Raw genomic sequence first — 25262 nt, forward strand, 5'->3', positions numbered from 1 at the left:
TCAAATTATTTACTTAATACTTTATCATCTAAAATCTTTTTATAATCAACAATTGGAGTAGCTACCAATTGTTTTTCCATTTCATCAGCACTTATATAAGGAATACCTTCTATTTTTGCGCCATCCCATGCCGTATTGAATATCCGAATAGATTTGTTTGTCGCCTTTTGTTCGAACCAACGGCGGAAAATGTTAAAATTACTGTATGTATTAATATATTTCCCGCTATTTGAAAGAACTTTTTGAAATTTCATACTTGTTTCAAATGTATTAGAAGATGTAGATAGATTCGCATGAGTCTTATTATTCTTAAAACCTAAATCTTGACCGAATAAATATACTTTTTTAAAACCCATGAATTCTAATAATGATAATCCTGTAGTTGCAACTGACCCACCTGTTTCTATTAAAGGAATGGAATTGGATTTTGCAAACTCCTCTGACAAAGGGTACCCACCTTGGAATAATATTGTTTTTGTTCCTCTATGAATTGTTGTCATTCCATGATTTGCCGTAGCCATATAAAACAATAAACCATTATACTCAACATGCTTAATTTGCTCTTGTACTAAGTCTGTTGGGTCTGTAATGATGACTGCATCTGGCACAATATCTTCTTCCAGTAGTGTCTTAAGCGCCGATCCAACAGCTAAAACATAGCACAATCTCCTAATTTCCTTCAATGACTTAATAGTTTGATTAAGAGATGGCCCTGCTGATACTAATACAGCTTCTTCACTTTGAGCAAAACCTTCAAATTCTGACAATGAAAGATGTGAGTTCGTTAGATTAGCTAAGAAATTTTCATGCATAATGGCACTAACATTTTGATAAGACATTTGTCTTACCTTAATATCCTCTAAAGATGCAAACAAGGGGTGATCTGAGCCTATTGCCTTTAACCATTGTAATGGAATAACAAGTTGCGTTTCTTCCAACCTAATATTTGTTAAATGAACTTTATCACTAATAATATGAATACGTTTATCATTTAATATATGAGTGGCACCATGCTCTTTACATAGCTCAATTTCATTCTTATCTGCAATAAGTATGTAAATAGTAGATGTTGGACTATACTTTATAAGAGCTTCTGCATGATAGCCCAGACCTAGCCCGAATAAAACATATTGCTTTGACTGTGCTGTAGTTTCCTTCACAATGAATTTCTCTACGTCTTTTCTAGGACAATATTTACTATAGAGATAAATACCATTCAATTTAAGAGTATACGAGCCATCCCTTGCCTGTTCTACATTCCATTTCATTAATTTTGTTGTCCCTCTATCAGTACTAATTCTTCAAAAAAAGGCGCGATTTCATATTCAAACATATCTGCTACTAATATATAATCTTGTATTTCTAATCCATGATTAACCTCTTTTAAGAAACCATGGATTTTTTCTGTTTTTAAATTCACTGAAATGTCATTATTTTTTAATGATTCACTAATTTCAGCTAACCAATTTGCCCCTTCTGTAAAATAAATGATTAGTTCAAGTGCTTTACTTATCTTATTTTCCCGGAAATTGTCAGCTATCGTTTGACATCCAGTCGGTAAGTTTTTTAAATATTCATAGTATGATTCAACAGCTTCTTGTACTATTTCTGTCAATTTATACTCCTCCTAGTTTTTCCTTTTTTACTTTCTCTAGTAAATCTTTTGTATAGATTTTAGAAAGTTTTATTGCATTTAGTAATCCTTTATATAAACTACTATTTTGATTGTATACTCGCATATAATTTTCTTGTTCAGTTTCGCCTTTTATGGATGGATAATTATTAATTATATCAATAATAATCGGGTCTAAGATACTATTCATAGAAACTGTTTTAAATAATTTTTTTATTTTTTTATCAACCTGTTCTAATCCTTTAAGAACATTACTTGTGAATTTTTCTTTCACTAGACTTCCTTCCAAATATACTAATCCCTTATTTAAAAGTTTTTCAATTTCATTATATATTTGAATCTCTGATTGTATTCTGAAGCACAAATTTTCCCAATCATTTATTGTTTTAGTATTTGCTTTTTGAACTAGATTAAGATTCTTTTCTTCAGATAAATCTATGAATTCGCCAAAATCGCTAAAAGAGATTTGAGTAAATCCTTTAATCTTTACTCCCCCTTCAGTACAGTTAAAGAATCTTCCTTTTTTATTAATCGATTCAACGATATTTTCGAAATCTTTTTTCATAGAGGTAAAAGGTAAATCCGTCAATACTTTATCACCATTATAGCCCTCTGTATAAAATGTACCTCTAATTTTTTTATCATCATCGTCTATATTTGCAAAATACTTGTTATATTTTGCATGAGTCTGATTATTTGTATAAGCCAAATCTTGTCCAATTAATGCAATAGGACCACTAGAAATATACTGAGCTATTACAAATGCATAATTCGCTACTGATGCTCCACCAAGTAATGTAGGTAATTGTTTTTGAGTCATTTGCTCTATATGCTCGTAAACACCCGGTTCAAATACTGGGATGAAGCTAAAAGATGATTTTTTAAATTGGTTCTTAATATCATAATGATTTTTCACACTATATATTAAATGAGAGTTCTCAAAGATATTATTTTCAAAGTGTTTAAAATTAGCTAACGATCCATCAACTGAAACAATGAAATCAGCTTCAATATTATAATGAAGTAATGTGTTTACAGTTGATCCAGCAGCAATTATAATAACATGATTTTGCATTTTTTTAAGTAACGGAATTTGTTTAATAAGAGAGGGGCCACCAGATGCTATTACCACTGGCATATTATAATAATTCTCTAAAACAGAAAGACTTTCGTCCTCAAAAATATGATATATGTTTCGAATATAATTCTCCTGCCACATTTCAGCAAAATAGTTAATCGTATTTAAATAAATTTTTTTTACACTTAGTATTTCTTTTACTATTTTTAAGACCATTTTATATTCTTTTGATAAGAATTTATCATAATTTGGAGAACAAATTACTTTCACTTTAAGATTTAAATCTTTCAATAAATTGCCTAATGCCATTTCAATATTTTTTTCATTGACATCGCTAATAATTTCAAAATCTTCTTGCGTTATTACACTTTCTATTTCTTTATAAATCGGATCTATAATAAGCAAATGCTCGTTTTCTTTACATTTATCTTTAAAAGCTTTTGCAAAATAACCATAACCATACCCAAATAATATGTGTACTTTATTTTCAGCAAAATGATTATTAACAAATTGTTCTGCTTCTTTTTTAGGATCATACTTACTATGTAAATAATAGTCATTTACTTTTAATGTCGGTAACGATGATTTTGAAGTAACTACTTCTATGTTGAAATCTTGACTCATATTTTTTTCACCTCTAATTTTTATATCGGCTTATTATTAAAATTATAAAGAAAATCCCACTCTATAAATAGAGTGGGATTATTAAACACTATAAAGATTATTGTAAAAGTTGTAATACGCCTTGAGGCTGTTGGTTAGCTTGAGCTAGCATAGATTGTGCAGCTTGAGTTAAGATGTTGTTCTTAGTGAAAGCCATCATTTCTTTCGCCATATCTGTGTCACGGATACGAGACTCAGCAGCTGATAAATTTTCTGATGAAGCACCTAAGTTGTTAATAGTATGCTCTAAACGGTTTTGAACAGCACCTAATTTAGAACGTTGAGTCGAAACTGTTTCGATTGCTTTGTTAATAGCAGTAATTGAAGCACTTGCTGCAGAAGTACTTGATACTTTTACAGCGCCAGCAGTAACTTTTAATGCTGATGCGCCCATTGTAGCGATAGACAATTTAATAGATTGTCCTGAATTCGCACCGATGTGGAAAGTTTTACCACTGAATTTACCATTAAGTAGATTTTGAGTATTGAACTCAGTATTATTAGCAATACGATCGATTTCTGAAGTTAAAGCTGTTAATTCATCTTGGATTGATTTACGGTCAGCAGTAACGTTTGTATCGTTAGCAGCTTGAACAGATAATTCACGCATACGTTGTAAAATAGAGTGTGTTTCGTTAAGTGCACCCTCTGCAGTTTGAATTAAAGAGATAGAATCTTGAGCGTTTTTAGATGCCATATCTAAACCGCGGATTTGTCCACGCATTTTTTCAGAGATAGCAAGACCAGCTGCGTCATCTCCAGCACGGTTAATTTGGTAACCTGAAGATAATTTTTCTAAGTTCTTAGAAGACTGCGTGTTGTTAAATGATAAATTACGGTGTGTATTTAATGCTGCGATGTTGTGTTGAATTCTCATTGTGAGATTCCTCCTTGAAATTGTTTTTAGTTCCACTTCCATGTGGACTGTGTTAGACAGTTAGTTTGTTTACACTTACCCTCTGCCTTACAATAGTTATATCGTACGCCAATGTAAATGTTTAATAGTTTTTTAGAGTTTTTAAAAAGTTTTTTTTGAAAGTTGTTCTAATAGTGATTGAGATACATTCAACGCCTCTTTATTTTGTTGTTGAATAGATTGATAAACTTCCGATCGGTGTACTTTTACGGATTTTGGTGCCACAATGCCCAACTTGACTTGATCACCATCTACTGATAGCACTTTCAGTTCAATTTGATCTCCAACCATAATCGATTCCCCTGTTTTACGTGTGAGGACTAGCATTATTTTGCACTTCCTTCCAATGTACCTATTGGATGGCGCAGCGCATATTCCCCATTTTCTTGAAGGACGATTTGCTTACCAATTTTTTCTTTGATGTTAATAAGGACTGGTGCTAATAGATTTAAAGTTGATGAATCGAATGGGTCCTTTAATGTAACGATAGAATATGTAACAATATCAGATTCCACTTCTGCTTTTAATGAGACCTTATCAGATTTGGGTAAATCAAATGCATAATTTTTTTTAAACAAGAAAGGAAATGCGACAACGAATCCGACTTCAACTTGTTCAATCGATTGTAATATTGCAAATGGCGATTCCTTTTCTAAAGGGAGAATAATGAATTTTTTCGCACCTTCAAAACCAGGAATTCCTTCTTCAAATTTAATTATGTCTTCTTCTTTAATTTCTACAGAACCTAAGAATTTAGTTTTAATATTCATATTTACTCCCCTTTTACAACTGTTGTTTCTATTGATGGGTATTGTAGCATTGTTCCCGTTACATCACCAGGTGTATAGTCATGTACTACTTTTCCAATTTGAACATCAATCTTTGGATTTTGAAGTGTGGTATTAATGTTTAATTGATCAGGTACGTATCGTATTTTAACCGCGCCTACTGATGGCTTCCACGTAATACCTAAATTTTTAGGGGACGGATTTGCATTACTTTGGGCAATTAAAGGTACAACACTTGCTTTTCCTTTACCTATATTCATCATTTGACGACCTTCGCTTGCTCGTCTTCCTACCCCTTCTGAAACTTTTTGCATGCCATCACTTGCAAATTTCTGAATAGATTCACGGTTTGTATATAACCCTAAATCTCGATTAGCCTGTGAAGAATCAATTAGTAATTTAGCTGGGTCAGAATTAATTTGTACCGTAGCCGCAGGTTGTTCAATATGCTGTTGAGCCCTTGGCTGTTTGATTTTTTGTATCGGCTCAGTAATATTAATGCCTATCTTTGCATCTGTGGTACGAATTTGGATATGATCAAGTTTCAAGAACCTTCACTCCTTTAAAAAAGACTCCCGCTCTAGACAGCGAGAGCCTTTTGGCTAAGTATTGATTATAAAAAATCTACTAATGTAGGTTGGATGATTCGTCCACCTACGGATAATGATGCACGGTGGATTGATTCTTCCGTGATAAGTTGTGTTATAACTTTTTCATAGTCTACATCTTCATTGTTAGACAGTTGTTTTGTGACATTTACTTCTTGTGCCGAAAGACGATTTGTCATCATTTCTACACGATTTTGCTTAGCCCCAACCTGAGCAAGTGATTCTAATACCGAGTTCTGTTGAGTTGTAATATCGCCTAATAAGTTACCAATTTCAGTACCTGATGTAGTTCCTGCATTTAATGCATCTGGATCATTTAATTTCGATTGAACATCGCTCATTAATTTATCAATATTTGCAAAAAGGTCTTTGCCGTTTGTATTAACACCTAATGTCACGCCATTGTATACTTCCACTTCAACTTGTTGCGTATTGCCTTGAAGTGTTGTTAGTTGGCCAGCACCTGCATTTGCTGTTGTATCTGCAAATAAAGGTTCTAATGTTTTTGTACCGCTAAAAATGTATTTCTCACCGCTTTGCGTGTTTGCCACATCGCGAATTTGCTGACGAATTTGGTCAATTTCAGTTTTTATTTTTTGACGATCCTCATCTGTATTTGTATCCGTTGCTGCTTGTGTAACAAGCTCTTGTACACGTTTTAAAGCATCCCCAACTTGACCTAGAGCCTCATCGGTTGTATCCAACCAATTATTTACTTCATCCATGTTACGTGTAAATTGGGAATTTTTTGTTAAGTCTGTACGATATCCCATACCTTTAATAGCGGCAACTGGATCATCTGATGGGCGAGTAAGCTTGGAACCCGATGAAATTTGTTGTTGTAGCTTTCCCATTTTGTTATAGCTATTACTTAAGTTACGTAGCATATTACTTGATAACATTGATTGTGTTATACGCATTTAACTAACCTCCTATATACCCACACGGCCCATACCGTTAATAATTTTATCTAAAGTTTCGTCCACTACCGTTACCATTCTTGCTGAAGCATTGTAAGCTTGCTGGAACATGATCATATTCGTCATTTCTTCGTCTAATGATACTGAGCTTACTGAAGCACGATTATTACTAACTGTTAATTGGATAGTAGTTGCATTATATGTCATCTTCTCTGCCTCAGAGCCATTTACTGCTATTTTACCTACAAGCCCTTGGTAGAATGATTGTGTTGTAGCACCTTCTAAATCATCTTCTCCTGCTGTGAATGCTAATGTAATTGAATTACCATTCCCTAAATCAATTACCTTACCATTTGATAAGGAGGTTGTTTTTAAATTGGATAATAAAATCGCTAATTTACCATTACCTTCTTCATTTGGCTCAGTAGATGCAGCAATTTGTGATGGGTCTGTAATTAAAACTGTTACTTTTCCATCATTTTCAATTTTAAAGAAATCTGTTCCTTTTGTATTGCTGTTCAATTGGTATCCTGCATTGTGGATTTGATTAAATGCACTAACAAATGCTTTTGCTAGTTTGCTGAGTTCTTGCATAGAATTTGGGTAGTCACCTTGTGGCAAAGCTACTCCGGTTTTTTCATATCCATATGAGTGAGCTAGTGAGATCATTTTACCACCACCAATTTGCATATCTTCTACCTTAATAGAAGAGGCACCAAATTGATTTGGTTGTAAGTTCTTCGCATCCTCTACACTCACTAAATTCGAAACACCAAAACCCGTAAATGCTTGAAATTCTGTTAAATCATCAGTTAATGCACCAGCAGCTCCAGTTATATTACCATCTTTATCTATACTTTTACCTTGAGCTTGTAATTGTGCTACTTTATTTCCTTCAACTAGTGTCGTACCAGAACCTTTTAATTTAATTACTACTGAACCTTCAGCAATTCCTAAAGCGTTTCCACCTGATTTTGTATAGCTAGTTTCGATTGGTACATATTCCGACAATTGATCGATTAAATTATCTCGAGCATCATATAAATCATTTGGTAAGTAACCATTTGGTTCAACTTTTTGAATTTGATCATTAATATTAGCAATCTGACGTAAGATTGAATTAATTGCATCTGTTTCTACACGGAGTTCGTTTTTTAAGTTTCCTTGAACTTCTTTAAGCTGAGAATTTATGTAATTGAATGAATCTGCTAAATGAGCAGCACGCTCAAGCGCTACTTTACGAGCAGAAGCATTTTGTGAGTTGGTACTAATATCCTGCAATGATTGATAAAAATCATTAAATGCCTGGTTTAAACCATATTCAGATGGCTCAGCCATAATGTCTTCCATCTGACTAATAGCATCCGTTTTAGCCCCCCAATATCCAAGCTTTGTCGTTTCTTGTCTAAACTGTCTATCTAAAAACTGGTCGCGAATACGTTGTACTGAACCTGCTTCCACCCCTGTTCCGATATGCCCAGCAGTCATCGGTGCATTCAGGCCAGCACCAGGATAACCAAGTGTTGCTTGCATATTAACTCGTTGGCGTGAGTAGCCAATTGTATTAGCGTTCGAGATATTGTGGCCGGTTGTGTATAGAGCACTTTGTTGCGTATATAGGCCTCGTTTACTTGTTTCTAATCCCATAAATGTGGAGCGCATTTATATTTCCTCCTTTATATCATTATGCTTGTGAGTCAAAACTTGTTTTTAAGCTGCTGCCACGAACTTCGGTTTGTGAGTAGTTGATTTGGTCTGGTTGCGGGCGCAACATATCGAGTGTCATATTGACGAATTGCAGTGATTGGAAAATCATTTTTTGATTTAAGTCGTTTTGATACTTGAGAGTTTCAATGACGAGTAGCAGTTTTTTGCGGGCTTCGTCTAATTTGAGTTGTTCAATTGGCGTATCAGCTACTTCCATTACTTGAGCGACAGTTGCATGTTCAGCAGAGGCAATTCCTTTTGCCTTAAGGTAATCCGTTACCGCTTGCTGACGCTGTTGCTCGAGCTGTGTGATGGCAGCTACATGCGATTGCTCGTCCTTGAGCAATTGATCGAGTCTGTCCATGTCTCCTGTTTTGATGAACTCCGTTTTGTGATATGCAAGTTCTAACAGGCTTTTATGCATTTTTTCTAATTTATCCATAACGGATAAAATCATTTCAATGGACATATCTCATACTCCTTTTGTTTATGGGCGATAGTATTTCAATAAATCTGAAGCGACTTGTTTTGCGTCTACTTTATAATTGCCCTCTTGAATTTGCGCTTTTAATGCTTGTACGCGCTCAGCTCTTTCATCTGCATAACTGACAATTCCTTGAAGATCTTTTGCAGCTGATGAAATCTCTAGCTGATCTGCCTTATTCGCTACCGATTTATTAGCAAAGTCAGATTTTACAGGCTGGTTTTTATATGGGTTTACAGCGTTCACGCCATAGTTGGTAATTTTCATATAGAATGGCCTCCTCTCAATCGTTCCTTTTATATATTCATTATTTCGGTTGGTTTATATCGATGTTAAGTATTTTGTAATAAAAGCGAAAGACATCCTAATCTGTTTTTTAATTGCTAGTGCTATATGCCTTATTTGTGGGAGGGTAGTTGACGGGAGCTTTCGGTGGTGTTTGTTTGGAGTTTGGGGTTGGTCGCTCTGGATTTGGCGCTACTCGCTTCTGCTTTGGCGCTTCTCACTCTCACTTTAGCGCTACTCGCTCGTGCTTTGGCGCTTCTCACCCCTGCTTTGGCGCTACTCACTCTCGCTTTTGCGCTTCTCACTCGCTTTGGCGCTACTCGCTCTTACTTTGGCGCTACTCGCTTCTGCTTTTGCGCTACTCGCTCCCACTTTGGCGCTACTCACTCTCGCTTTGGCGCTACTCGCTCCCGCTTTGGCGCTACTCGCTCCCGCTTTGGCGCTACTCGCTCCCGCTTTGGCGCTTCTCACCCCCGCTTTAACGCTACTCGCTCCTGGTTTGGCGCTTCTCGCTCGGATTTTAGCACTTTTCCCACTACTCATAAGCTCCTTAACTCAAAAACAAAAAATCCCCACATACTAAGTATGCGAAGATTTATATTTTATTGCTTTTTCTTATTCACGTCGGCATAGTATGTTGCTCGGTCTGAGTCTTCTACGCTTGTTCTAAATTCGCGTGCTGCTTCGAATTTATTGAGTTCGGATTTTAGTTCGGTTTGGCATTTAATGCAGAGCTTGCCTTTCGTCGTTAGAGCTCCGCAGCTGTCACAAGGATAACCTAGGTTTGGGAACATAGCTGGTTGCAAGCGACCTTTCCTTACCCATTTATGTAGTAATTCCTCTTCTACACCTGTAGCTTCGACAATTTGCTCGATTGTCGCTGATCGATTATCGCGTTTGCGTAAGAAACGGTATACAGCCTCGTATATTTTCTCTTCATCTTGCGCACATTTTCCGCAAACTTCTCTAATGCCAGTATAGTTATAAAAGTCCCCACATTTTGGACAACTTCGCAATTCACCCATGTTCTTACCCCCTGGAATTTAAATTCTTCTACTTAATATACTAGTTATATTGTCGGTAAAATCAACCTAAAATTTATAAAACACAGGGAGATTGTACAGAATCGTACGATTTTTTGTATCTTTTTAACTAACCCTGAATTAGGGTGAACGCTTTTACGGAAGATGCTCCAGCCTCAGTGAGTATAGCTTTGGCATGTTTTAAAGTGGTTCCAGTTGTTACTATATCATCTATTAAAATATGTGATCGTTTTTCAATTATAATATTCGGCTTTAATTGAAATAGCTGAGCGCTTTGTTCACGTTCCACTTTTGATTTAGATGATTGGGATTCAATTGAAATTTTCTCGAGTAAATGTGTATAGGGTATGCCTGCCGCTTTCAACAATTCATCAATATGGGCAAATGTGCGTAATATTATTTTTTCTGGATGCATCGGAATTGGCACAATAACAGCGTCAGTGTTTTTTAGTGCTTTGGTAATTTCAGATCTAAATACATCTTTTAACACAATATCTTTTAAAAATTTGTATTGATGTAGGAAGTCTTTCATTGCTTCATTATAATGAAATAATGCTTGGATATCTGGAGACTTTTGTTCCCCTGGCTTAACAAACTCAAATTTGCTATGGCAAGTAGGACAAATGACTGCTTGCTGTTCATACATAATCAGTTGCTTCCAAGTTAATTGTCTTTTTAAAGGCCTTGAACATAGATAACAATTCATATTCATATTGTTGTTAGCTCCGTTTTATTGAGACGTTTTATTTCTTTTGTTGCTCGGTCCATTTCAACAGAGATACCGTGGTGAAAGAAGACAAGGTCGCCTGTAGGACAGTCGTAAGAGCGTCCAACTCTTCCTCCTATTTGAATGAGTGCACTTGAAGTGAAGATACCACTTTCTGCTCCTACTACCGCCACTTGTACGTTAGGTATTGTGATACCTCGCTCTAAAATGGTTGTTGTTAATAGTCCCCTCACTTTTTTTGCACGGAGTTCTAACACTTTTTCTTTTCGATTTGGATCTTCTGCATGAACAGCTTGAATGCTTGGTTCCAATTGCTGAAATAACGGGATTGCCTTTTCCATTAGAGCGATAGTTGGAAAGAAAATGAGAAAAGGTTTATTCTCTTGGAGCTGTTTCTTTGTCCATTGAGTAAGTTTTTTTGGTAACCTAGTTGATTCAATCTGTTTTGTGTATCGCCACAATGATTCATAACGTGGTACTGGAAGTGGATGCCCGTGATATCTTCGAGGAATAAATGAATAGCCGCCTTGCAGTTTTTGTATTTGATTGATTAGTTTTTCAGATGGCGTTGCTGTAACGTACAAAATGGGTGCGTCACTTTTTTTAGCTTTAATAACCGCATGTTGTAAAGTTTCATCATGCGTGTATGGGAATGCATCGGCTTCATCGACAAAGATCGTATCAAAAGCATCCTCAAAACGGTAAAGCTGGTGTGTCGTCGCAATAATAATCGGGGCGTAATTCTTGTCGACATCTGCGCCACCGTAGAGTGCTTGTGTTTTTGTCTTTGGAAAAACATGTTGAATACGAGGTGCGAGCTCTAATACGACATCCGTTCGAGGAGTTGCGACTGCAATTCGTTTTCCATTCTTTAAGCATTCGTAAATAGCCGGGAATAAAATCTCAGTCTTTCCAGCACCACAAACTGCATGGATTAGATGAACTCGGTTTGCATTTATACTTTCAATAAGTTCTTTCGAAGCCTTTTGCTGATAGGGAGTGAAGGTGCCTGTCCATGAGAATAAGTGATTAGGTGATTTTCTAGTTGTTGGTCCAATCCATTTTATGAGATCCGAGCAACTACTGACACGCCCCATGCTGATGCAATGTCTACAATAGATACAAGTTTGCTCACAAGCCGCACAATAATAGGTTACAAATAGATTTGGATTATTGTTAGCACATCGATTACATGTATAGTTCATACGCTTAAATCGAGAATTCATTTTGGAGTTTTTCTGCACACCAGGGAGAGTGGCGATGTAGCCAAATTGGATGTGTTGGGTGATTAGTTCATCTGAGAAGGGAGAATGTTCACGTAGCCAAATGCGTCCTGTTAGGAAATCACGCAGTGACGGGTTTTCTAAGGTGCCTATATAGCGGTTAGTTTTGCTTGGTTGCTTGTATAGTCGTTTACGCAAATATTGCCTCCTTACTAGGGGTTAGAGTTGGATTTATTTTACAATCTTTTATATGTGTTTGCAAATAACAATTTTAGAGTTCCAAATCCACAAAAAAACCACCCTACATTTTGTAAGGAGGTTCGTCGTTTACTTTATTTTTTTACCCAACCTAGCCCCATTGAGCCTTCACCAAGGTGAGTTCCAATAACGGGTCCAAAATAGCTTAGTTTGACGTTAACATTTGGGAATCTATCTTGCAAAGTTGCCATCCATTCTTTCGCTTCATCTTCACAGTTGCCGTGTATTACTACTGCATCAAGTTGATCGTATTTCGCTGCGTCTTCACCGAGCATGTCCTCTACTCGTTTAAGGGCACGCTTACGTGTACGAATTTTTTCGAAAGGTACGATGACTTTGTTTTCAAAATGTAGTATTGGCTTAACTTGTAAAAGTCCACCGATTAAAGCTTGTGCTGCTGATAATCGACCGCCTCTTTGTAAATGCGCGAGATCGTCTACCATGAAATAAGCGCGCATTGTTTTACGCATTTCTTCAAGAGCTTCTAAAATTTCTTTTGCAGATGCGCCGTCTTTGGCCATTTCGCCTGCTTTCAATACATAGAAGCCTTGGACAGCACAAGAGATTTCACTGTCGAATCCATAGACATCAATGCCTTGGACCATTTCTCCGGCTTGTAAAGCGCCTAGATATGTACCGCTAATACCACTTGATAAGTGTATAGCCACAATTTCATCATATTCTTTTGAAAGCTCGTCAAATAATGTCACAAAAGTACCAATTGGTGGTTGTGACGTTTTTGGAAGTTCGTTATCATTTCGTACTTTATCATAAAAATTAGAAGTTGTTATGTTTACTTCTTCTTCAAATGTTTCATGTTTGATTACAACACTTAATGGAACCATGCGAATATTATATTGTTCACGCTCGGCTTGCGTTAAGTAAGCTGTACTGTCTGTTACGATGGCAGTTGTCATTAATCGTTCACACTCCTACATCAATAGTATATTAATATCGTAAGAATGTGAAATAATAAATAATGCATTTACAAAAAATGTTACTCTTCGCTATATTTCGTTTTTATTTACGAAAAAAATAGTAAAGCAGCTACCTGTCTATTAAGTAGCTGCTCCTTTTCTTATTCCATTTTTTCACCAATAGCAGCTACGCGTGTTACTAGCCATTTGCCATCTTCTTTAACAAAGACAGTGTTTGTTCTAGCTGCCTGTTTAAACGGTTCGCCATTATCTAATTCTACTTCAACAGTAATTTGAGCTAAAAGTTGCGCTTCTTTTTCATTATATTGAACTACATTTACGTCTTTTGCAGTATGTTTTATATCGAAATTTTCGAAGTTTAGTTTTTGATATTCCACATCTTCTTCCATATCGAAGCCTGTAGGATTTTTAGAAAGCGTTTTGCTATAGCGCTCTATGTCTTCTGCATTTAAAGCAGCAATGTATTCATCAAATGCTTGACGGAGTGCTTTTTCCTCTTCAGCAGGAACATTTGTCGCTGCTTTTGTTTTGCCATCTACCATTTCAAATCCTATTGCTTGATCGTCTTCGCTTGTTTCTTCTGATACTGCAGATTTTTCTGATTTAGTTACGTCATTTTTTTCATCTTCAGTTTTATCTTTAATACTATGGTCAACCGCATTAGATGTTGTTGCGTTCTCACCATCATTGACTGAACCAGTATTCTCTTTTGTTGTGCTGTCATCATTGCCACATGCCACTAACAATAAGGCACATACTGGGACAAGCAACCATTTTTTTATATTCAATTCCAAAACCTCCCGCGGATATTGTAGCATATTTGTAGATTACCTAAAAATTAATAGCTTTATGAAAGTTCCAACTTATAGCTTAATCTTTTTTATCGATTAATACACCATTTCTTTTTATTAATTATTTACAAATAGATGACGTTTGTAGCACGTTGAAAGTTGCAGAAAAACACACAACCCCGCTTCTCGACAAAGAGAAACAGGGTTGTGCTTGGTACCATCAAATACAAAATGATAGAATGCGTGCAAATAAATTTGCAGTGCTAATCGCAGACTATAAGAATGCAGAAAGTGACCAATACTATTCAAGTTTTAAATGCAGGCTCTGACATTGTGCCATGTTCAAAGTTGAACTGCACTTTTAATAATAGGCTAATTCATAATTGAGCACAAGTAATGCGGCGGAATCTTTACTTACGTCAATTAGCTTGTCATTATCTTGATTTTGTTAAACAATTAGCGTACTTCAACCCAGCCGTTTTTAATTGCTGTAACTACAGCTTGTGTACGGTCATTTACGTTCATTTTTTGTAAAATACTTGATACGTGGTTTTTAACTGTTTTTTCTGAGATGTATAAAGTTTCACCAATTGCACGGTTACTTTGACCATCAGTTAACAATTGTAATACTTCACATTCACGTTTAGTTAGTAAATGGAATGGACGACGAATTTCAGTTTGATGGAATGAACCTTTGTTTTCGCGTTCGCTTAAGCGACGGTACTCAGCTACTAGGTTTTTAGTTACTTTCGGATGTAAGTAAGAACCACCAGAAGCTACGATCTTGATAGCTTCAACAATTTCGTCAGCATCCATTTCTTTTAACATATAACCAAGAGCGCCTGATTTTAATGCATGTGATACATATGATTCATCATCATGGATAGAAAGCATGATAACTTTTGCATCTGCGTATTTCTCTAAAAGTTCAGCTGTTGCTTCAACACCATTTTTTTGAGGCATATTAATATCCATTAATACAACATCTGGATTATACTCTTCATAAAGTTGGATAACATCTTTACCGTCATCGCCTTCTGCTACTACGTCGAATGTATCTTCAAAATCTAAAATGCGTTTTACACCTTCACGGAATAATTGGTGATCATCTACTATTATTATTTTTGTCATATAAAATCCTCCTATTTAATACTACTTTAATTCTTTTGTTCATGATTTAGTGGAATTTTGAATATTATTCGAGTTCCATTATTAATTTCAGAAATCATTTCCATTTCTCCACTAAGTAATTCTACGCGCTCGCGCATACCAATTAAACCGAATGAATTCTTTTTCACAATATTAGTATCGAATCCTACACCATTATCCTTTATAGTTACATTGGCATATTCTTCCAACCATTCGAATTTAACCCATACTTCAAGTGCTTTGCCATGTTTTATAGCGTTATTTACGCATTCTTGTACAAGTCTAAAAATGGCTACCTCATAATTTGTACCCATTCTTCTTTGCTCACCCATTGACTGAAAATGGATTGCAGTACCTTTATTATACTCTTCAACTGAAGAAAGATATTTCTTTAGTGTTGGAATTATACCTAGATCATCTAAAGCCATTGGACGTAAATCGTAAATAATGCGTCTTACTTCATGTAATGCATCGCGCACCATATCTTTTAATTGTAGTATTTCTTGTAATGCTTTTTCTACCCCTCGTTCTTGGTATGTGCGATTGATTAAATCTGTGCGAAGTAATACATTGGCTAACATCTGTGCAGGTCCATCGTGAATCTCTCGAGAAATACGTTTTCGTTCATCTTCTGTTGCTTCGATGATCTTAATCGTAAAGTCTTCTTTCATCTTTGCATTTTCGAGTGCTGGACCGACATGCTTCAAATCAAAGGTCAAATAATTCAATACGACATTTACTTGGTTTACGAGGTGATTTGCTTTTTCAATCGTATCAAGTAAATTGCGCATCCTTCTTTCAAGGTCATCTCTTTTCTCACGTAGCTGTTTTTCTTCAGCTTGGACAACAGAATGACGTATTTGAAGTTGATTTGCTTGATTGTATGCTTTGTGGATTTCTGCTTCAGAATAAGTTTGGAAATTTTTTGATACTTCCGCTAATCTTCCTCTAGCAAATTTCGTTTTGGTCTCTAAAATGTCATTTTCAGTAATTACATCGGCGATTTTTTCACGAACTTCTTCCAGTTCGATTTTCATTTCTTCAAATGTCCGTCTACTCTGTTCACTGATCGTAAAAATATCACTTTTAGATTCGTCTATTGTTTTTACCATTCGATTAAAAATTAAATCTAATGATTTTATATCAATTTTATCTCCCAACATACCAAACCCCTTACAATTTGTGCTACATTTAGAAGAAATAATGAGCATATATTATAATTCTATATATACACCTATTTTCCTGTATCACAAAGTTAATTATAGCATTTTTATGATTTTTTTTTATTAAAATTTCGTGTCAACTAGATGTCAAAAATAAATTGATTTATTTAAGGAGTTTACCATGAGAGATAACTATTATACACTAAAAAGCTTTGGAACAGATGAAATAATCATCTCAAAATCGAGATTTATCGCGCATTGCGGGAGAGCAGAGACTGAAGAAGAGGCCATTACTTTTATAAATAAGATAAAAAAAGAGCATCATTCCGCAACACATAATTGTTCGGCTTATCTAATTGGCGAACATGATCAAATTCAAAAAGCAAATGATGATGGTGAACCTAGTGGTACGGCCGGAGTACCTATGCTTGAAGTTTTGAAAAAACAACAGTTGAAAGATACTGTCGTTGTAGTAACTCGTTACTTTGGAGGCATTAAATTGGGAGCTGGTGGTTTGGTCCGTGCTTACGGTAAATCTACTACCGTTGGAATTGAAGCTGCAACTGTGGTTGAACGTCGCCTTCATAGTTTGATGAAAGTTTCCGTTAGCTATACATGGTTAGGAAAAGTAGAAAATGCTATTCGCAATTCTTCTTATATATTAGATAATATTGAGTATACTGATGATGTGGATTTTTATACCTTTGTACCAAAGGAAGAAGTAGATGACTTTACGAATTGGATGATTGAAATGACTAATGGACAATGTAAAACAAATTGCGAAAAGCAAGAATTTTTAGAATTCGACATGCGGTAATATAAATTTAATTTTACTGTTACAAATCTGCATAGTATAATATAATTCGCTATACATTTACATTTGAAACTTTTTGGATAAGCCATACGTCCAATATTTATATATAGCATTTATTCCTAATTTAGAGGAGATCATGTATGACTAATTTAAGAATGGGCCAAAGAAAAAAGAAGCCCTCAAAGAAAAAACTGATATTACGCACTTCTTTAATTCTGATTGCCCTTATGGTTGTCTCAACTGGCACCTACGCATATTGGTTAACCAAAAAAGCAGAAGAAGCGGCAAATAATGCATATGACAAAGACAATACACGTGTAAAGTCGGATTTACGTGAATCGGCCGTAAAGCCAATGACAGATAATGTCTCTATTCTATTTGTCGGCATCGACGATAGTGAAAAACGCGGTCAAGGTTCAGAACATTCCCGTTCCGATGCATTACTACTAGCAACGTTAAATAATAAATCGAAATCGGTAAAGTTATTAAGCATTCCTCGTGACTCATATGTTTATATTCCTAATGTAGACAAGAAAGATAAAATTACGCACGCACATCTTGGAGGCACAAACGCAACAATTGACACTGTAGAGAATTTATTAAACGTACCGGTTGACTATTATTACCGCTTAAATTTCGATGCATTTATCGAAATCGTTGATGCTCTTGGTGGTGTTGAAGTAGATGTTCCATATGAACTTCATGAACTTGATGAAAATGATAAGCGTACAGTAAACCTAAAACCTGGTTTACAAACGGTAAATGGTCGTGAAGCCTTAGCGCTTGCAAGAACACGTAAACAAGATAGCGATATTCAACGTGGTGAACGCCAACAAATGATTTTAGCTGCCATACTGAAAAAAGCATCTTCCGTTACATCATTTACTAAATACGATAACATTCTTGAAGCTGTTGGTAACAACATGAAAACAAATATGACTTTTAATGAAATGAAATCATTCTTTGAATACATTAAAGGTGGTATGCCAAACGTAGAATCATTGTCCCTTAAAGGTAGTGATGATACTTCTACTGGTATTTACTACTACCAATTAGACGAGCCTGCATTAGTAGAAACGCAAAATATCTTACGTGCTCAACTTGGGCTAATAGATAACAACCTAGCTGATAATTCAGGTGAAGCAGATAATGCAGCAGACACAAATAATACTGAAGGCTCTGGATATAATTCAGATTACAAATCGAACTACCAATCAGACAACAACAATAATCAATAATCACAAAAATCCCTTAGTCGTCTTCGGCTAAGGGATTTTATTATGTTCATCAAGGAGTTTAGAATATAGTTTATTAAGTCAATAATTTAGTGTTACCTCCCCCTAACATCTCTGACCTATATGTACTTTAATGTGAGCATTAATACAGTTGATAACAATGACATTAAAGCTACTAGCTCCCGTTCATATCTTTAATTACTCTAGAAGAATTTATCTCTTTTCAAATAAAAAGACGATATCGCAGTCGTTTCTGCAATATCGTCTTTTACTATTTATTTTTTACTACGTACTAAGTTTAATAGCGGTCTATAATTCGATCCTGCTAGTCCGATTATTTCTACAATTAACTCAATCGCAACAAGCAATACCGTAATGAGTAGTATAGCTCCCCATAGCTTAGCCATAGAGAAAACAATCGCTGCTAGGCCGAACATCGCAGCCATCCCGTAAATGATTAATACAGTTTGACGATGTGTGAAACCAATATTTAATAAGCAGTGATGTAAATGTGACTTATCTGGTGAAAATGGTGGTTGTTTATTTAACAAGCGGCGAACAATTGCAAAGAATGTATCTGAGATTGGTACGCCAAGCATGATAATCGGAATAACTAGTGAAACAAATGTAACGTTTTTGAATCCCATTAAAGCTAATACTGAAATCATGAAGCCGAGGAATAACGAACCTGTATCACCCATGAATATTTTAGCAGGATGGAAATTGTAAAATAAAAAACCAATAGAACTTACAGCTAGCATCGTAGCCATGATGATAACAAATGTATTTCCCATTATAAAAGCCATTCCAGCAAGTGTAATCAACGCAATGGTTGAAACACCAGCAGCAAGGCCATCTAGTCCATCAATTAGATTAATCGCATTCGTAATACCTACAATCCAAATGATTGTTAACGGAATACTTAGGAAACCGAAATCAAGTTCTCCACCGAATGGTAGGTTTATTTGTTCAATTTGAATTCCGCCAAAAAATATTACGATTACTGCAGCAATTAACTGACCAAGCAGTTTAGCCTTCGCTGAAATCTCAAACATATCATCAAGGGCGCCTGTCACAATAATGACAAAGCTCCCAATTAATAGAGGAAGCATTGCTTCATGCATAGGTCGTAAAATCAAAATCCCTATGAGGAATGCAAGATAGATGGCTAAGCCACCAAGTCTTGGCATAATTTTAGCATGCACTTTTCGATAATTTGGACGATCGACCGCACCGACACGAAATGCGAGTCGTTTCACAAGCGGAGTCAGTAAAATTGAAGCTATAAATGCTACAATCCATGCAAGGTATGTCATACCCTTCCTCCTTAATAACTCTTTTCATTTATATTTTATAGACGCCAACAATATGCATCCAATATATTTACAATTTATTTACAATGTATTATAGCATGAATTACTAGAAAACACACTTCGTTTAACCGAAATTATTACTTTCTTACACTCTAGTCAATTCGTTTATAGGACGACGTTTCCCTTTAAATAGTTCCCACTTCTACAGAAAAAATCTCCCAACAATGCAGTTAGGAGAAGCATTACGGCATTTTCTTATTATTGTACCCCCCTCCTAGGAAGGCTAAACATTTTTCCATAAATTACACTTAACTAGACATCTCAAACTTCGTTGTTGATTGACGCATTGTCATCACTTGATCAGAAACATCATGAATACGTGCCGACAATAGTTCTATAGTTGATAGATTATCGCTTAAAAACAATGTCGTCTCTTCAATATGCTCAGTATTTTGAAAAATAGCGTCATTTAACTGGTGAATCAAGGTTTTCGTACTTTCCTTTTCTTTTTCTACAGTTTGTATTTGTCTGGATATCGCTTTAAATTGTTCACGTGTATCGCCTATATATTGTATGATAATCGTCATTTGCTGTGCTGCCTTTTGAATTGCTGTTGCACTTTCTTCTGATGTTATGAGTCCCGCGTTAAAAGTATTCGCCATTGTTGTACCTTGTACAGTTATATCATCGGACAAATTATGAATATTGTGAGCAGCATTCGAAACTTCTTCCGCTAACTTACGGACCTCCTCTGCAACAACTGCGAACCCCTTCCCTGCTTCACCAGAGCGTGCCGCTTCAATTTCCGCATTCAGTGCTAACAAATGCGTTTGTTTCGCAATTTGTTTTACCGATAGAGAGACACGGACAATTTCATCAGTACGCTTTTGCAAAAGTATTCTTTCTTGTTCTGCTTCTATTAAAAGTTGCTGTAACCCCATCATTTTGCTGACAGCTTCAGTCATCGAAACACTACTATCTTCTACATATTGTTCAGCTTGAAGCCCCTGTGTTGACAGTTGCTCTACTTGCCCAACCATTTGCTGCAAATTATTTGAAAAGCGTTCCATAAAAGCGACAATACCATCTGATGAATATTGCTGTGCTTTTGCATTTTGCAAAGACTCCTTAAGTGAGACTGATACTATTTTTGATCCTTCTAAAGATTGTACTGAATAATTTTGTAGTACATGACTGTCATTCGATATTTCATGTGCTGACGATTTAATTATTTGCAACATTTCTACAAGTTGATGCTTCATATGATTCATCGCTGTCGATACTTGTCCTATCTCGTCATTCGTATGAATAGGTAATTCTGCAACGTTCAAATTACCTTTAGAAATACTATCCGCTGTTTGTGCAACTAATTCAAGTTGTTGGCGAATTTGGCGATTTGTGATCATCATTAATACGGTCGAAATGGCTACCGCCAGAAGGAATGACACACATAATACGATTAAAGTTCTTCGTTGACTTTCATTCATATTTTGTAGTATTTGCTCCCGTTCAGTTGATGCTCCAGCACGGATTGTGTCTAAATTTTTCTCTATATTGTCATACGATTGATAAACTGAATTTAGTTGACGTCTTTTTGCAATATTGTCTTTTTTCTCAACTGATACTTTCAAACGCTTTATGTATAATTCATTAATCCTTTTTAGTTCCACTCCGATTGCTTCCAAGTTTCCAGGTTGCACAACATCTCCTGATTTTTTTAGTAAACTTTCAAGAGTAGACATCGATGTGCCATACGAGGCATCATGCTTAGCTATCGGATCTCCTGCATAATGGATGATTGCAATATATAATGTACTAAATTCCTTTGATAACATATCTATGTCATTGATGCTCTTTGATAAACTATCTAATTCTTGAGACCATTTTCTATTCTCATTTACTTGAAAAGTGAGTGTGACTGTCATAATGGCAAACAATAGTAAAGTAATACTAAGTGAAAGAAAATACTTCCTTCTCAAGTCCATTTTATTCCATTTAAACATATATATACCCCTCCTTAATGACAATCTAGCACAAAAAATAGACTAAAAGTTTCATTTTACAAATAATTAACAGTCCCTTTACACTATATTCATAAATATTTTCCGTGAAATGAAAGCGCTTTAATACTATAAAGCGCTGGATTAAGAAAAATCCTACTAGCTTGTCTTTTTTTAAGGTTCCATTCTTAACTTATTCATGTTAAAGTTGTTTAGGAACTTTTATAACATTTGTAATTAGAATTTTCAGATTACAAAGAATATTTATTTACCTAAAGAAAAAATTAGTGTTTTGCTTTCATAGATGAAACCATTACGCAAGTAAATTTTTAAAGGAGTCTTTTTTATGAAGAACAAATCTTTATCTCTCGGGGAACAAGTTGCAGTAGGGTTAATGCTTTTCGCATTATTCTTAGGTGCAGGTAATATTATCTTCCCTCCACAATTAGGTCAACAAGCCGGTGAATCATTCAACCTAGCAATGTTTGGTTTTTTAATAACTGGAGTTGGTTTACCGTTAATCGGGGTCATCACTGTTGCTAAAGCTGGTGGTCAATTACAAGATATGGCCGGTAAAGTTCACCCAATATTTGGGGTCGTTTTTACTTCCATCGTCTACTTGGCAATTGGACCATTCTTCGCAATACCACGTACTGGTACAGTATCTTATGAAATTGGTGTCTTACCATTTTTATCAGACGCGATGCGTGAATCTTCTATTCCGTTATTGATTTCTACAATCGTTTTCTTCGGAATAACAACATTCTTTGCACTGAACCCAACGAAATTAGTTGACCGTGTTGGTAAAATCCTTACACCAATTCTTCTATTAGTAATTGCTCTTTTAGCAGCAAAAAGTATTATTACACCAATGGACGGTCCTGGTGAAGCAGTTGGTAAATATACTACGCAGCCATTTACTGAAGGTTTCCTACAAGGATACTTAACTATGGACTTCTTAGCTGCTTTAATATTCGGAATTGTCATTATTCAAGCATTACATGCTAAAGGTGTAACAGATAATAAAAAGATTGTTAAAACAACTATTTTCGCTGCATTTATTGCCGCAGCTGGTTTAGCTTTAGTTTATATTTCTTTAGGTTATATTGGAGCATCAAGCTTCCAAACAATTGGTGCACAAGGTAGTGGTGCTGAAATTATTGCAAAATCTGCAAACATTCTTTACGGTGATTTTGGTAATATTCTATTGTCAGCAGTTATCCTACTTGCTTGTTTAACTACTTCAATCGGTTTATTAACAGCATCATCTCAATTCTTTACAAAACTTTTCCCTAAAGTTCCGTATCCAGCTTTTGTTTTTATTTTCGCGGTTTTCAGTACTGCTATTTCGAACTTTGGTTTAGAGCAACTAATTTCGATCTCTTTACCAGTACTTTTAGCTATCTATCCAATTGCCATCGTGTTAATGAGCTTAGCTTTAATCGATAAATTCTTTAACGGTGCACCAGTTGTTTACACTGTTGCATTAATCGCTACTGCACTAGTTAGTGTATATGACGGTTTACATGCAGCAAAAATGGATATCCCAGCTTACGCAGATCTATTAAGCCACTTACCTCTTTACGCAGAAGGTATTGGTTGGTTAGTACCTGCAATAGTTGGCACAATCATTGGTTGGATTATTTCATTATTTACAAGAAAATAAGATACTTTTCACAAAAATACCCAGAGCACAAAGCTCTGGGTATTTTTGTGTTAATAAAACTTAAATTAATTAATTATTTTGATTAATCATTATTTTCTGCATTATTTATCTATTTTCCACCCCTTGAATCTATCTCAAATTGTGATATGTTATATAAGTTATTGATATAGATTAAGATTTTTTTATAAAAAAGGGGTGTGACGCATATGGGGTGGTTTGAAGGTATTTCTTCTATATTACTCATATTGCTAGTCGTTTTAGTTGTTATTCCATTAATTTCAGTAGTCTTTTTATATTTCCTTGACCGTCATCAAAAGCAACATGCTATTCTAAGAAACTTTCCTATTCTAGGAAGAATGAGATATATTCTTGAAAAGGTAGGACCTGAATTCCGTCAATACTTATTTGACGATGATCATGCAGCGAAACCGTTTAATCGTGAAGATTTTTTACATATTGTATTACCTGGGAAATACTTAGGAAACGTTATTGGCTTCGGCTCAAAACGTGATTTTAATGAGGCAGGATTTTATATTCGTAATGCAATGTTTACGAAACAAGTGGATGAATTACATGTAGATGCAGAAGAACGTATTCCTACAAAAAAATATGTAATGGATGCTGATAATCTATTTTCACGTAAAGAGCACACTGAAGAAGTTGATATCAATCCATGGTTATTGTCAGAAGATGATGCTGTTGTAATCGGCGCTAATTGCCGTGAGCCTTTCCACGTTCGCAGCTTAGTTGGTCAATCTGCTATGAGTTACGGTGCACTTGGTAAAAATGCTATCACTGCGTTATCAAAAGGAATTGGTATGGCCAAAGGTTCTTGGATGAACACCGGTGAAGGTGGTATTTCAGAGCACCATTTAGCAGGTAAAACGGATTTAATTGCTCAAATTGGCTCAGGTCTCTTTGGTTATCGTACAAAAGATGGTGAATTCAGTTGGGATAAGCTCGCTGAAAAAGCAGCCATGCCTCATGTAAAAGCATTTGAACTGAAATTGGCTCAAGGTGCTAAAACACGTGGTGGTCACGTTGAGGCGGAAAAAGTAACAGAAGAGATTGCTAGTATCCGTAATATTGAACCATTTGTCACGATTAATAGCCCAAACCGCTTCCGTCAATTTGATGACTTCCCTACTCTATTTGACTTCATTGAAAAGATTAGAGAGCACGGTGGTCTGCCAGTTGGTATTAAAATTGTTGTAGGTAGCCCGCAAGATGCGGATGAATTAGCTGCTTATATGAAGGAATCTAGTAAAGGTCCGGATTTCATTTCAATTGATGGTGCTGAAGGTGGTACTGGTGCTACATTCCAAGATTTAGCTGATGGTGTTGGCCTACCTATCCACTCTGGCCTAGTGTTATTACAAGATGCATTGGTTCGTCATGGTGTACGTGATCGTGTGAAGATTATCGCATCAGGAAAAATCATAACACCTGACCGTGCAGCTGTTATGCTAGCTTTAGGTGCAGATTTAATCAATATCGCGCGAGGCTTTATGATATCAGTTGGCTGTATTATGGCACAACGCTGTCATTCAAATGATTGTCCAGCAGGTGTAGCAACAACGAATCCAAAGTTGCAAAATGGTCTGATTGTCGATGAAAAAAAATACCGTGTGACGAACTATATTGTTTCAATGCGTGAAGGACTTTTCCGTGTAGCAGCTGCCGCAGGACTTGATTCCCCTACAAAATTAAGTAGTGAACATATTGTTTATAAAGATGCATATGGCCGTGTATTCTCTGTTGAGGATTTAGAGAAAAAATAAAATTCCCTTAAAAGAAGCATTTCGCAGTTGCGAAATGCTTTTTTTTTATACAAAAAAACCGCTTTATAAGCGGTCTATT

Annotated in this window: 25 protein-coding genes; 4 read left to right on the forward strand and 21 right to left on the reverse strand. The window is 35.7% G+C overall.

All coding sequences use genetic code 11. The annotated features are described in order from the left end of the window. Positions 1-5: 5 nt before the first annotated feature. From BK137_RS15920 to BK137_RS16010, 19 genes are all read right to left on the reverse strand, one after another. Positions 6-1268 carry a motility associated factor glycosyltransferase family protein gene (locus BK137_RS15920; protein WP_051448563.1) on the reverse strand — a complete coding sequence of 421 codons (1263 nt, stop codon included), beginning with the start codon at positions 1266-1268 and terminating at the stop codon, positions 6-8. After that, entirely contained in the window at positions 1268-1615 is a 348-nt protein-coding gene (locus tag BK137_RS15925; RefSeq protein WP_038179720.1) for a DUF8042 domain-containing protein, read from the reverse strand. The genes BK137_RS15920 and BK137_RS15925 overlap by 1 nt, the downstream gene beginning before the upstream one ends. Before the next feature lies 1 nt (position 1616). Next, entirely contained in the window at positions 1617-3335 is a 1719-nt protein-coding gene (locus BK137_RS15930; protein ID WP_038179722.1) for a motility associated factor glycosyltransferase family protein, read from the reverse strand. A 97-nt stretch (positions 3336-3432) separates the two neighbouring features. Continuing rightward, positions 3433-4251, reverse strand: a complete 819-nt coding sequence (gene hag / locus BK137_RS15935) for a flagellin Hag (protein ID WP_038179724.1) — start codon at positions 4249-4251, stop codon at positions 3433-3435. Positions 4252-4392: 141 nt separating this feature from the next. Further along, positions 4393-4617 carry a carbon storage regulator CsrA gene (gene csrA / locus BK137_RS15940; RefSeq protein ID WP_038179726.1) on the reverse strand — a complete coding sequence of 75 codons (225 nt, stop codon included), beginning with the start codon at positions 4615-4617 and terminating at the stop codon, positions 4393-4395. Further along, positions 4617-5060, reverse strand: a complete 444-nt coding sequence (gene fliW, locus BK137_RS15945) for a flagellar assembly protein FliW (RefSeq protein ID WP_038179728.1) — start codon at positions 5058-5060, stop codon at positions 4617-4619. Before fliW ends, csrA begins: the two co-directional genes overlap by 1 nt. Positions 5061-5062: 2 nt before the next feature. Then, a complete protein-coding gene (locus BK137_RS15950) occupies positions 5063-5626 on the reverse strand; it encodes a DUF6470 family protein (RefSeq protein WP_038179730.1) in 564 nt (187 codons plus the stop codon). 65 nt (positions 5627-5691) lie between these two features. Beyond that, positions 5692-6606: a flagellar hook-associated protein FlgL gene (gene flgL, locus BK137_RS15955; protein ID WP_038179732.1), complete on the reverse strand. Its 915-nt coding sequence runs from the start codon at positions 6604-6606 to the stop codon at positions 5692-5694. A gap of 12 nt (positions 6607-6618) precedes the next feature. Then, the gene (gene flgK, locus BK137_RS15960; protein WP_038179734.1) at positions 6619-8268 is read right to left on the reverse strand and encodes a flagellar hook-associated protein FlgK; all 1650 of its coding nucleotides are present in this window, start codon (positions 8266-8268) and stop codon (positions 6619-6621) included. A 22-nt stretch (positions 8269-8290) separates the two neighbouring features. Then, positions 8291-8782: a flagellar protein FlgN gene (locus BK137_RS15965; protein WP_038179736.1), complete on the reverse strand. Its 492-nt coding sequence runs from the start codon at positions 8780-8782 to the stop codon at positions 8291-8293. A gap of 18 nt (positions 8783-8800) precedes the next feature. Beyond that, entirely contained in the window at positions 8801-9064 is a 264-nt protein-coding gene (gene flgM, locus BK137_RS15970) for a flagellar biosynthesis anti-sigma factor FlgM (RefSeq protein ID WP_038179738.1), read from the reverse strand. Positions 9065-9358: 294 nt separating this feature from the next. Continuing rightward, positions 9359-9625: a hypothetical protein gene (locus BK137_RS15975; RefSeq protein WP_038179740.1), complete on the reverse strand. Its 267-nt coding sequence runs from the start codon at positions 9623-9625 to the stop codon at positions 9359-9361. Positions 9626-9684: 59 nt separating this feature from the next. Continuing rightward, on the reverse strand, positions 9685-10107 hold the full coding sequence (locus tag BK137_RS15980; protein WP_038179743.1) for a TIGR03826 family flagellar region protein: 423 nt from the start codon (positions 10105-10107) through the stop codon (positions 9685-9687). Between the two features lie 127 nt (positions 10108-10234). Further along, positions 10235-10771, reverse strand: a complete 537-nt coding sequence (locus BK137_RS15985; RefSeq protein ID WP_235175674.1) for a ComF family protein — start codon at positions 10769-10771, stop codon at positions 10235-10237. A 62-nt stretch (positions 10772-10833) separates the two neighbouring features. Continuing rightward, entirely contained in the window at positions 10834-12273 is a 1440-nt protein-coding gene (locus BK137_RS15990; RefSeq protein ID WP_081730007.1) for an ATP-dependent helicase ComFA, read from the reverse strand. Positions 12274-12407: 134 nt separating this feature from the next. Beyond that, complete coding sequence (locus BK137_RS15995) at positions 12408-13250, reverse strand: DegV family protein (protein WP_038179746.1); 843 nt, start codon at positions 13248-13250, stop codon at positions 12408-12410. Between the two features lie 161 nt (positions 13251-13411). Further along, positions 13412-14059 (reverse strand): YybH family protein, encoded by a 648-nt coding sequence (locus BK137_RS16000; RefSeq protein ID WP_051448564.1) that lies wholly within the window; start codon positions 14057-14059, stop codon positions 13412-13414. Positions 14060-14518: 459 nt separating this feature from the next. Then, the gene (locus BK137_RS16005) at positions 14519-15193 is read right to left on the reverse strand and encodes a response regulator (protein WP_038179748.1); all 675 of its coding nucleotides are present in this window, start codon (positions 15191-15193) and stop codon (positions 14519-14521) included. 26 nt (positions 15194-15219) lie between these two features. Then, positions 15220-16374, reverse strand: a complete 1155-nt coding sequence (locus BK137_RS16010; protein ID WP_038179749.1) for a sensor histidine kinase — start codon at positions 16372-16374, stop codon at positions 15220-15222. A gap of 181 nt (positions 16375-16555) precedes the next feature. On the opposite strand from BK137_RS16010, the gene BK137_RS16015 reads away from it, so the two are divergent. Both BK137_RS16015 and BK137_RS16020 read left to right on the forward strand, forming a co-directional pair. Next, a complete protein-coding gene (locus BK137_RS16015; protein ID WP_038179751.1) occupies positions 16556-17191 on the forward strand; it encodes a YigZ family protein in 636 nt (211 codons plus the stop codon). A gap of 137 nt (positions 17192-17328) precedes the next feature. Beyond that, positions 17329-18426: an LCP family protein gene (locus BK137_RS16020; RefSeq protein WP_038179753.1), complete on the forward strand. Its 1098-nt coding sequence runs from the start codon at positions 17329-17331 to the stop codon at positions 18424-18426. Positions 18427-18698: 272 nt separating this feature from the next. Here BK137_RS16020 and BK137_RS16025 read toward each other — a convergent pair whose 3' ends face one another. Further along, positions 18699-19739, reverse strand: coding sequence for a glycosyltransferase family 4 protein (locus BK137_RS16025; RefSeq protein ID WP_038179754.1), 1041 nt, complete (start codon positions 19737-19739; stop codon positions 18699-18701). Positions 19740-20044: 305 nt separating this feature from the next. Further along, positions 20045-21739, reverse strand: coding sequence for a methyl-accepting chemotaxis protein (locus tag BK137_RS16030; RefSeq protein WP_038179756.1), 1695 nt, complete (start codon positions 21737-21739; stop codon positions 20045-20047). Positions 21740-22082: 343 nt separating this feature from the next. Here BK137_RS16030 and brnQ point away from each other — a divergent pair, with 343 nt between their 5' ends. Then, positions 22083-23402 carry a branched-chain amino acid transport system II carrier protein gene (gene brnQ, locus BK137_RS16035; RefSeq protein ID WP_038179758.1) on the forward strand — a complete coding sequence of 440 codons (1320 nt, stop codon included), beginning with the start codon at positions 22083-22085 and terminating at the stop codon, positions 23400-23402. A gap of 206 nt (positions 23403-23608) precedes the next feature. Beyond that, on the forward strand, positions 23609-25183 hold the full coding sequence (locus BK137_RS16040) for an FMN-binding glutamate synthase family protein (protein WP_038179760.1): 1575 nt from the start codon (positions 23609-23611) through the stop codon (positions 25181-25183). Positions 25184-25262: the final 79 nt, after the last annotated feature.

The organism is Viridibacillus arenosi (genome assembly GCF_001955655.1).
Taxonomy (GTDB): Bacteria; Bacillota; Bacilli; order Bacillales_A; family Planococcaceae; genus Viridibacillus; species Viridibacillus arenosi.

What these genes read in the sequence shown, in the direction of transcription:
- BK137_RS15920 (WP_051448563.1), bottom strand. Translation starts at nt 1,268, where the DNA reads ATGAAATGGAATGTAGAACAGGCAAGGGATGGCTCGTATACTCTTAAA.
- BK137_RS15930 (WP_038179722.1), bottom strand. Translation starts at nt 3,335, where the DNA reads ATGAGTCAAGATTTCAACATAGAAGTAGTTACTTCAAAATCATCGTTA.
- hag (WP_038179724.1), bottom strand. Translation starts at nt 4,251, where the DNA reads ATGAGAATTCAACACAACATCGCAGCATTAAATACACACCGTAATTTA.
- csrA (WP_038179726.1), bottom strand. Translation starts at nt 4,617, where the DNA reads ATGCTAGTCCTCACACGTAAAACAGGGGAATCGATTATGGTTGGAGAT.
- fliW (WP_038179728.1), bottom strand. Translation starts at nt 5,060, where the DNA reads ATGAATATTAAAACTAAATTCTTAGGTTCTGTAGAAATTAAAGAAGAA.
- flgL (WP_038179732.1), bottom strand. Translation starts at nt 6,606, where the DNA reads ATGCGTATAACACAATCAATGTTATCAAGTAATATGCTACGTAACTTA.
- flgK (WP_038179734.1), bottom strand. Translation starts at nt 8,268, where the DNA reads ATGCGCTCCACATTTATGGGATTAGAAACAAGTAAACGAGGCCTATAT.
- BK137_RS15965 (WP_038179736.1), bottom strand. Translation starts at nt 8,782, where the DNA reads ATGTCCATTGAAATGATTTTATCCGTTATGGATAAATTAGAAAAAATG.
- flgM (WP_038179738.1), bottom strand. Translation starts at nt 9,064, where the DNA reads ATGAAAATTACCAACTATGGCGTGAACGCTGTAAACCCATATAAAAAC.
- BK137_RS15975 (WP_038179740.1), bottom strand. Translation starts at nt 9,625, where the DNA reads ATGAGTAGTGGGAAAAGTGCTAAAATCCGAGCGAGAAGCGCCAAACCA.
- BK137_RS15980 (WP_038179743.1), bottom strand. Translation starts at nt 10,107, where the DNA reads ATGGGTGAATTGCGAAGTTGTCCAAAATGTGGGGACTTTTATAACTAT.
- BK137_RS15985 (WP_235175674.1), bottom strand. Translation starts at nt 10,771, where the DNA reads ATGTATGAACAGCAAGCAGTCATTTGTCCTACTTGCCATAGCAAATTT.
- BK137_RS15995 (WP_038179746.1), bottom strand. Translation starts at nt 13,250, where the DNA reads ATGACAACTGCCATCGTAACAGACAGTACAGCTTACTTAACGCAAGCC.
- BK137_RS16005 (WP_038179748.1), bottom strand. Translation starts at nt 15,193, where the DNA reads ATGACAAAAATAATAATAGTAGATGATCACCAATTATTCCGTGAAGGT.
- BK137_RS16010 (WP_038179749.1), bottom strand. Translation starts at nt 16,374, where the DNA reads ATGTTGGGAGATAAAATTGATATAAAATCATTAGATTTAATTTTTAAT.
- BK137_RS16015 (WP_038179751.1), top strand. Translation starts at nt 16,556, where the DNA reads ATGAGAGATAACTATTATACACTAAAAAGCTTTGGAACAGATGAAATA.
- BK137_RS16020 (WP_038179753.1), top strand. Translation starts at nt 17,329, where the DNA reads ATGACTAATTTAAGAATGGGCCAAAGAAAAAAGAAGCCCTCAAAGAAA.
- BK137_RS16025 (WP_038179754.1), bottom strand. Translation starts at nt 19,739, where the DNA reads ATGACATACCTTGCATGGATTGTAGCATTTATAGCTTCAATTTTACTG.
- BK137_RS16030 (WP_038179756.1), bottom strand. Translation starts at nt 21,739, where the DNA reads ATGTTTAAATGGAATAAAATGGACTTGAGAAGGAAGTATTTTCTTTCA.
- brnQ (WP_038179758.1), top strand. Translation starts at nt 22,083, where the DNA reads ATGAAGAACAAATCTTTATCTCTCGGGGAACAAGTTGCAGTAGGGTTA.
- BK137_RS16040 (WP_038179760.1), top strand. Translation starts at nt 23,609, where the DNA reads ATGGGGTGGTTTGAAGGTATTTCTTCTATATTACTCATATTGCTAGTC.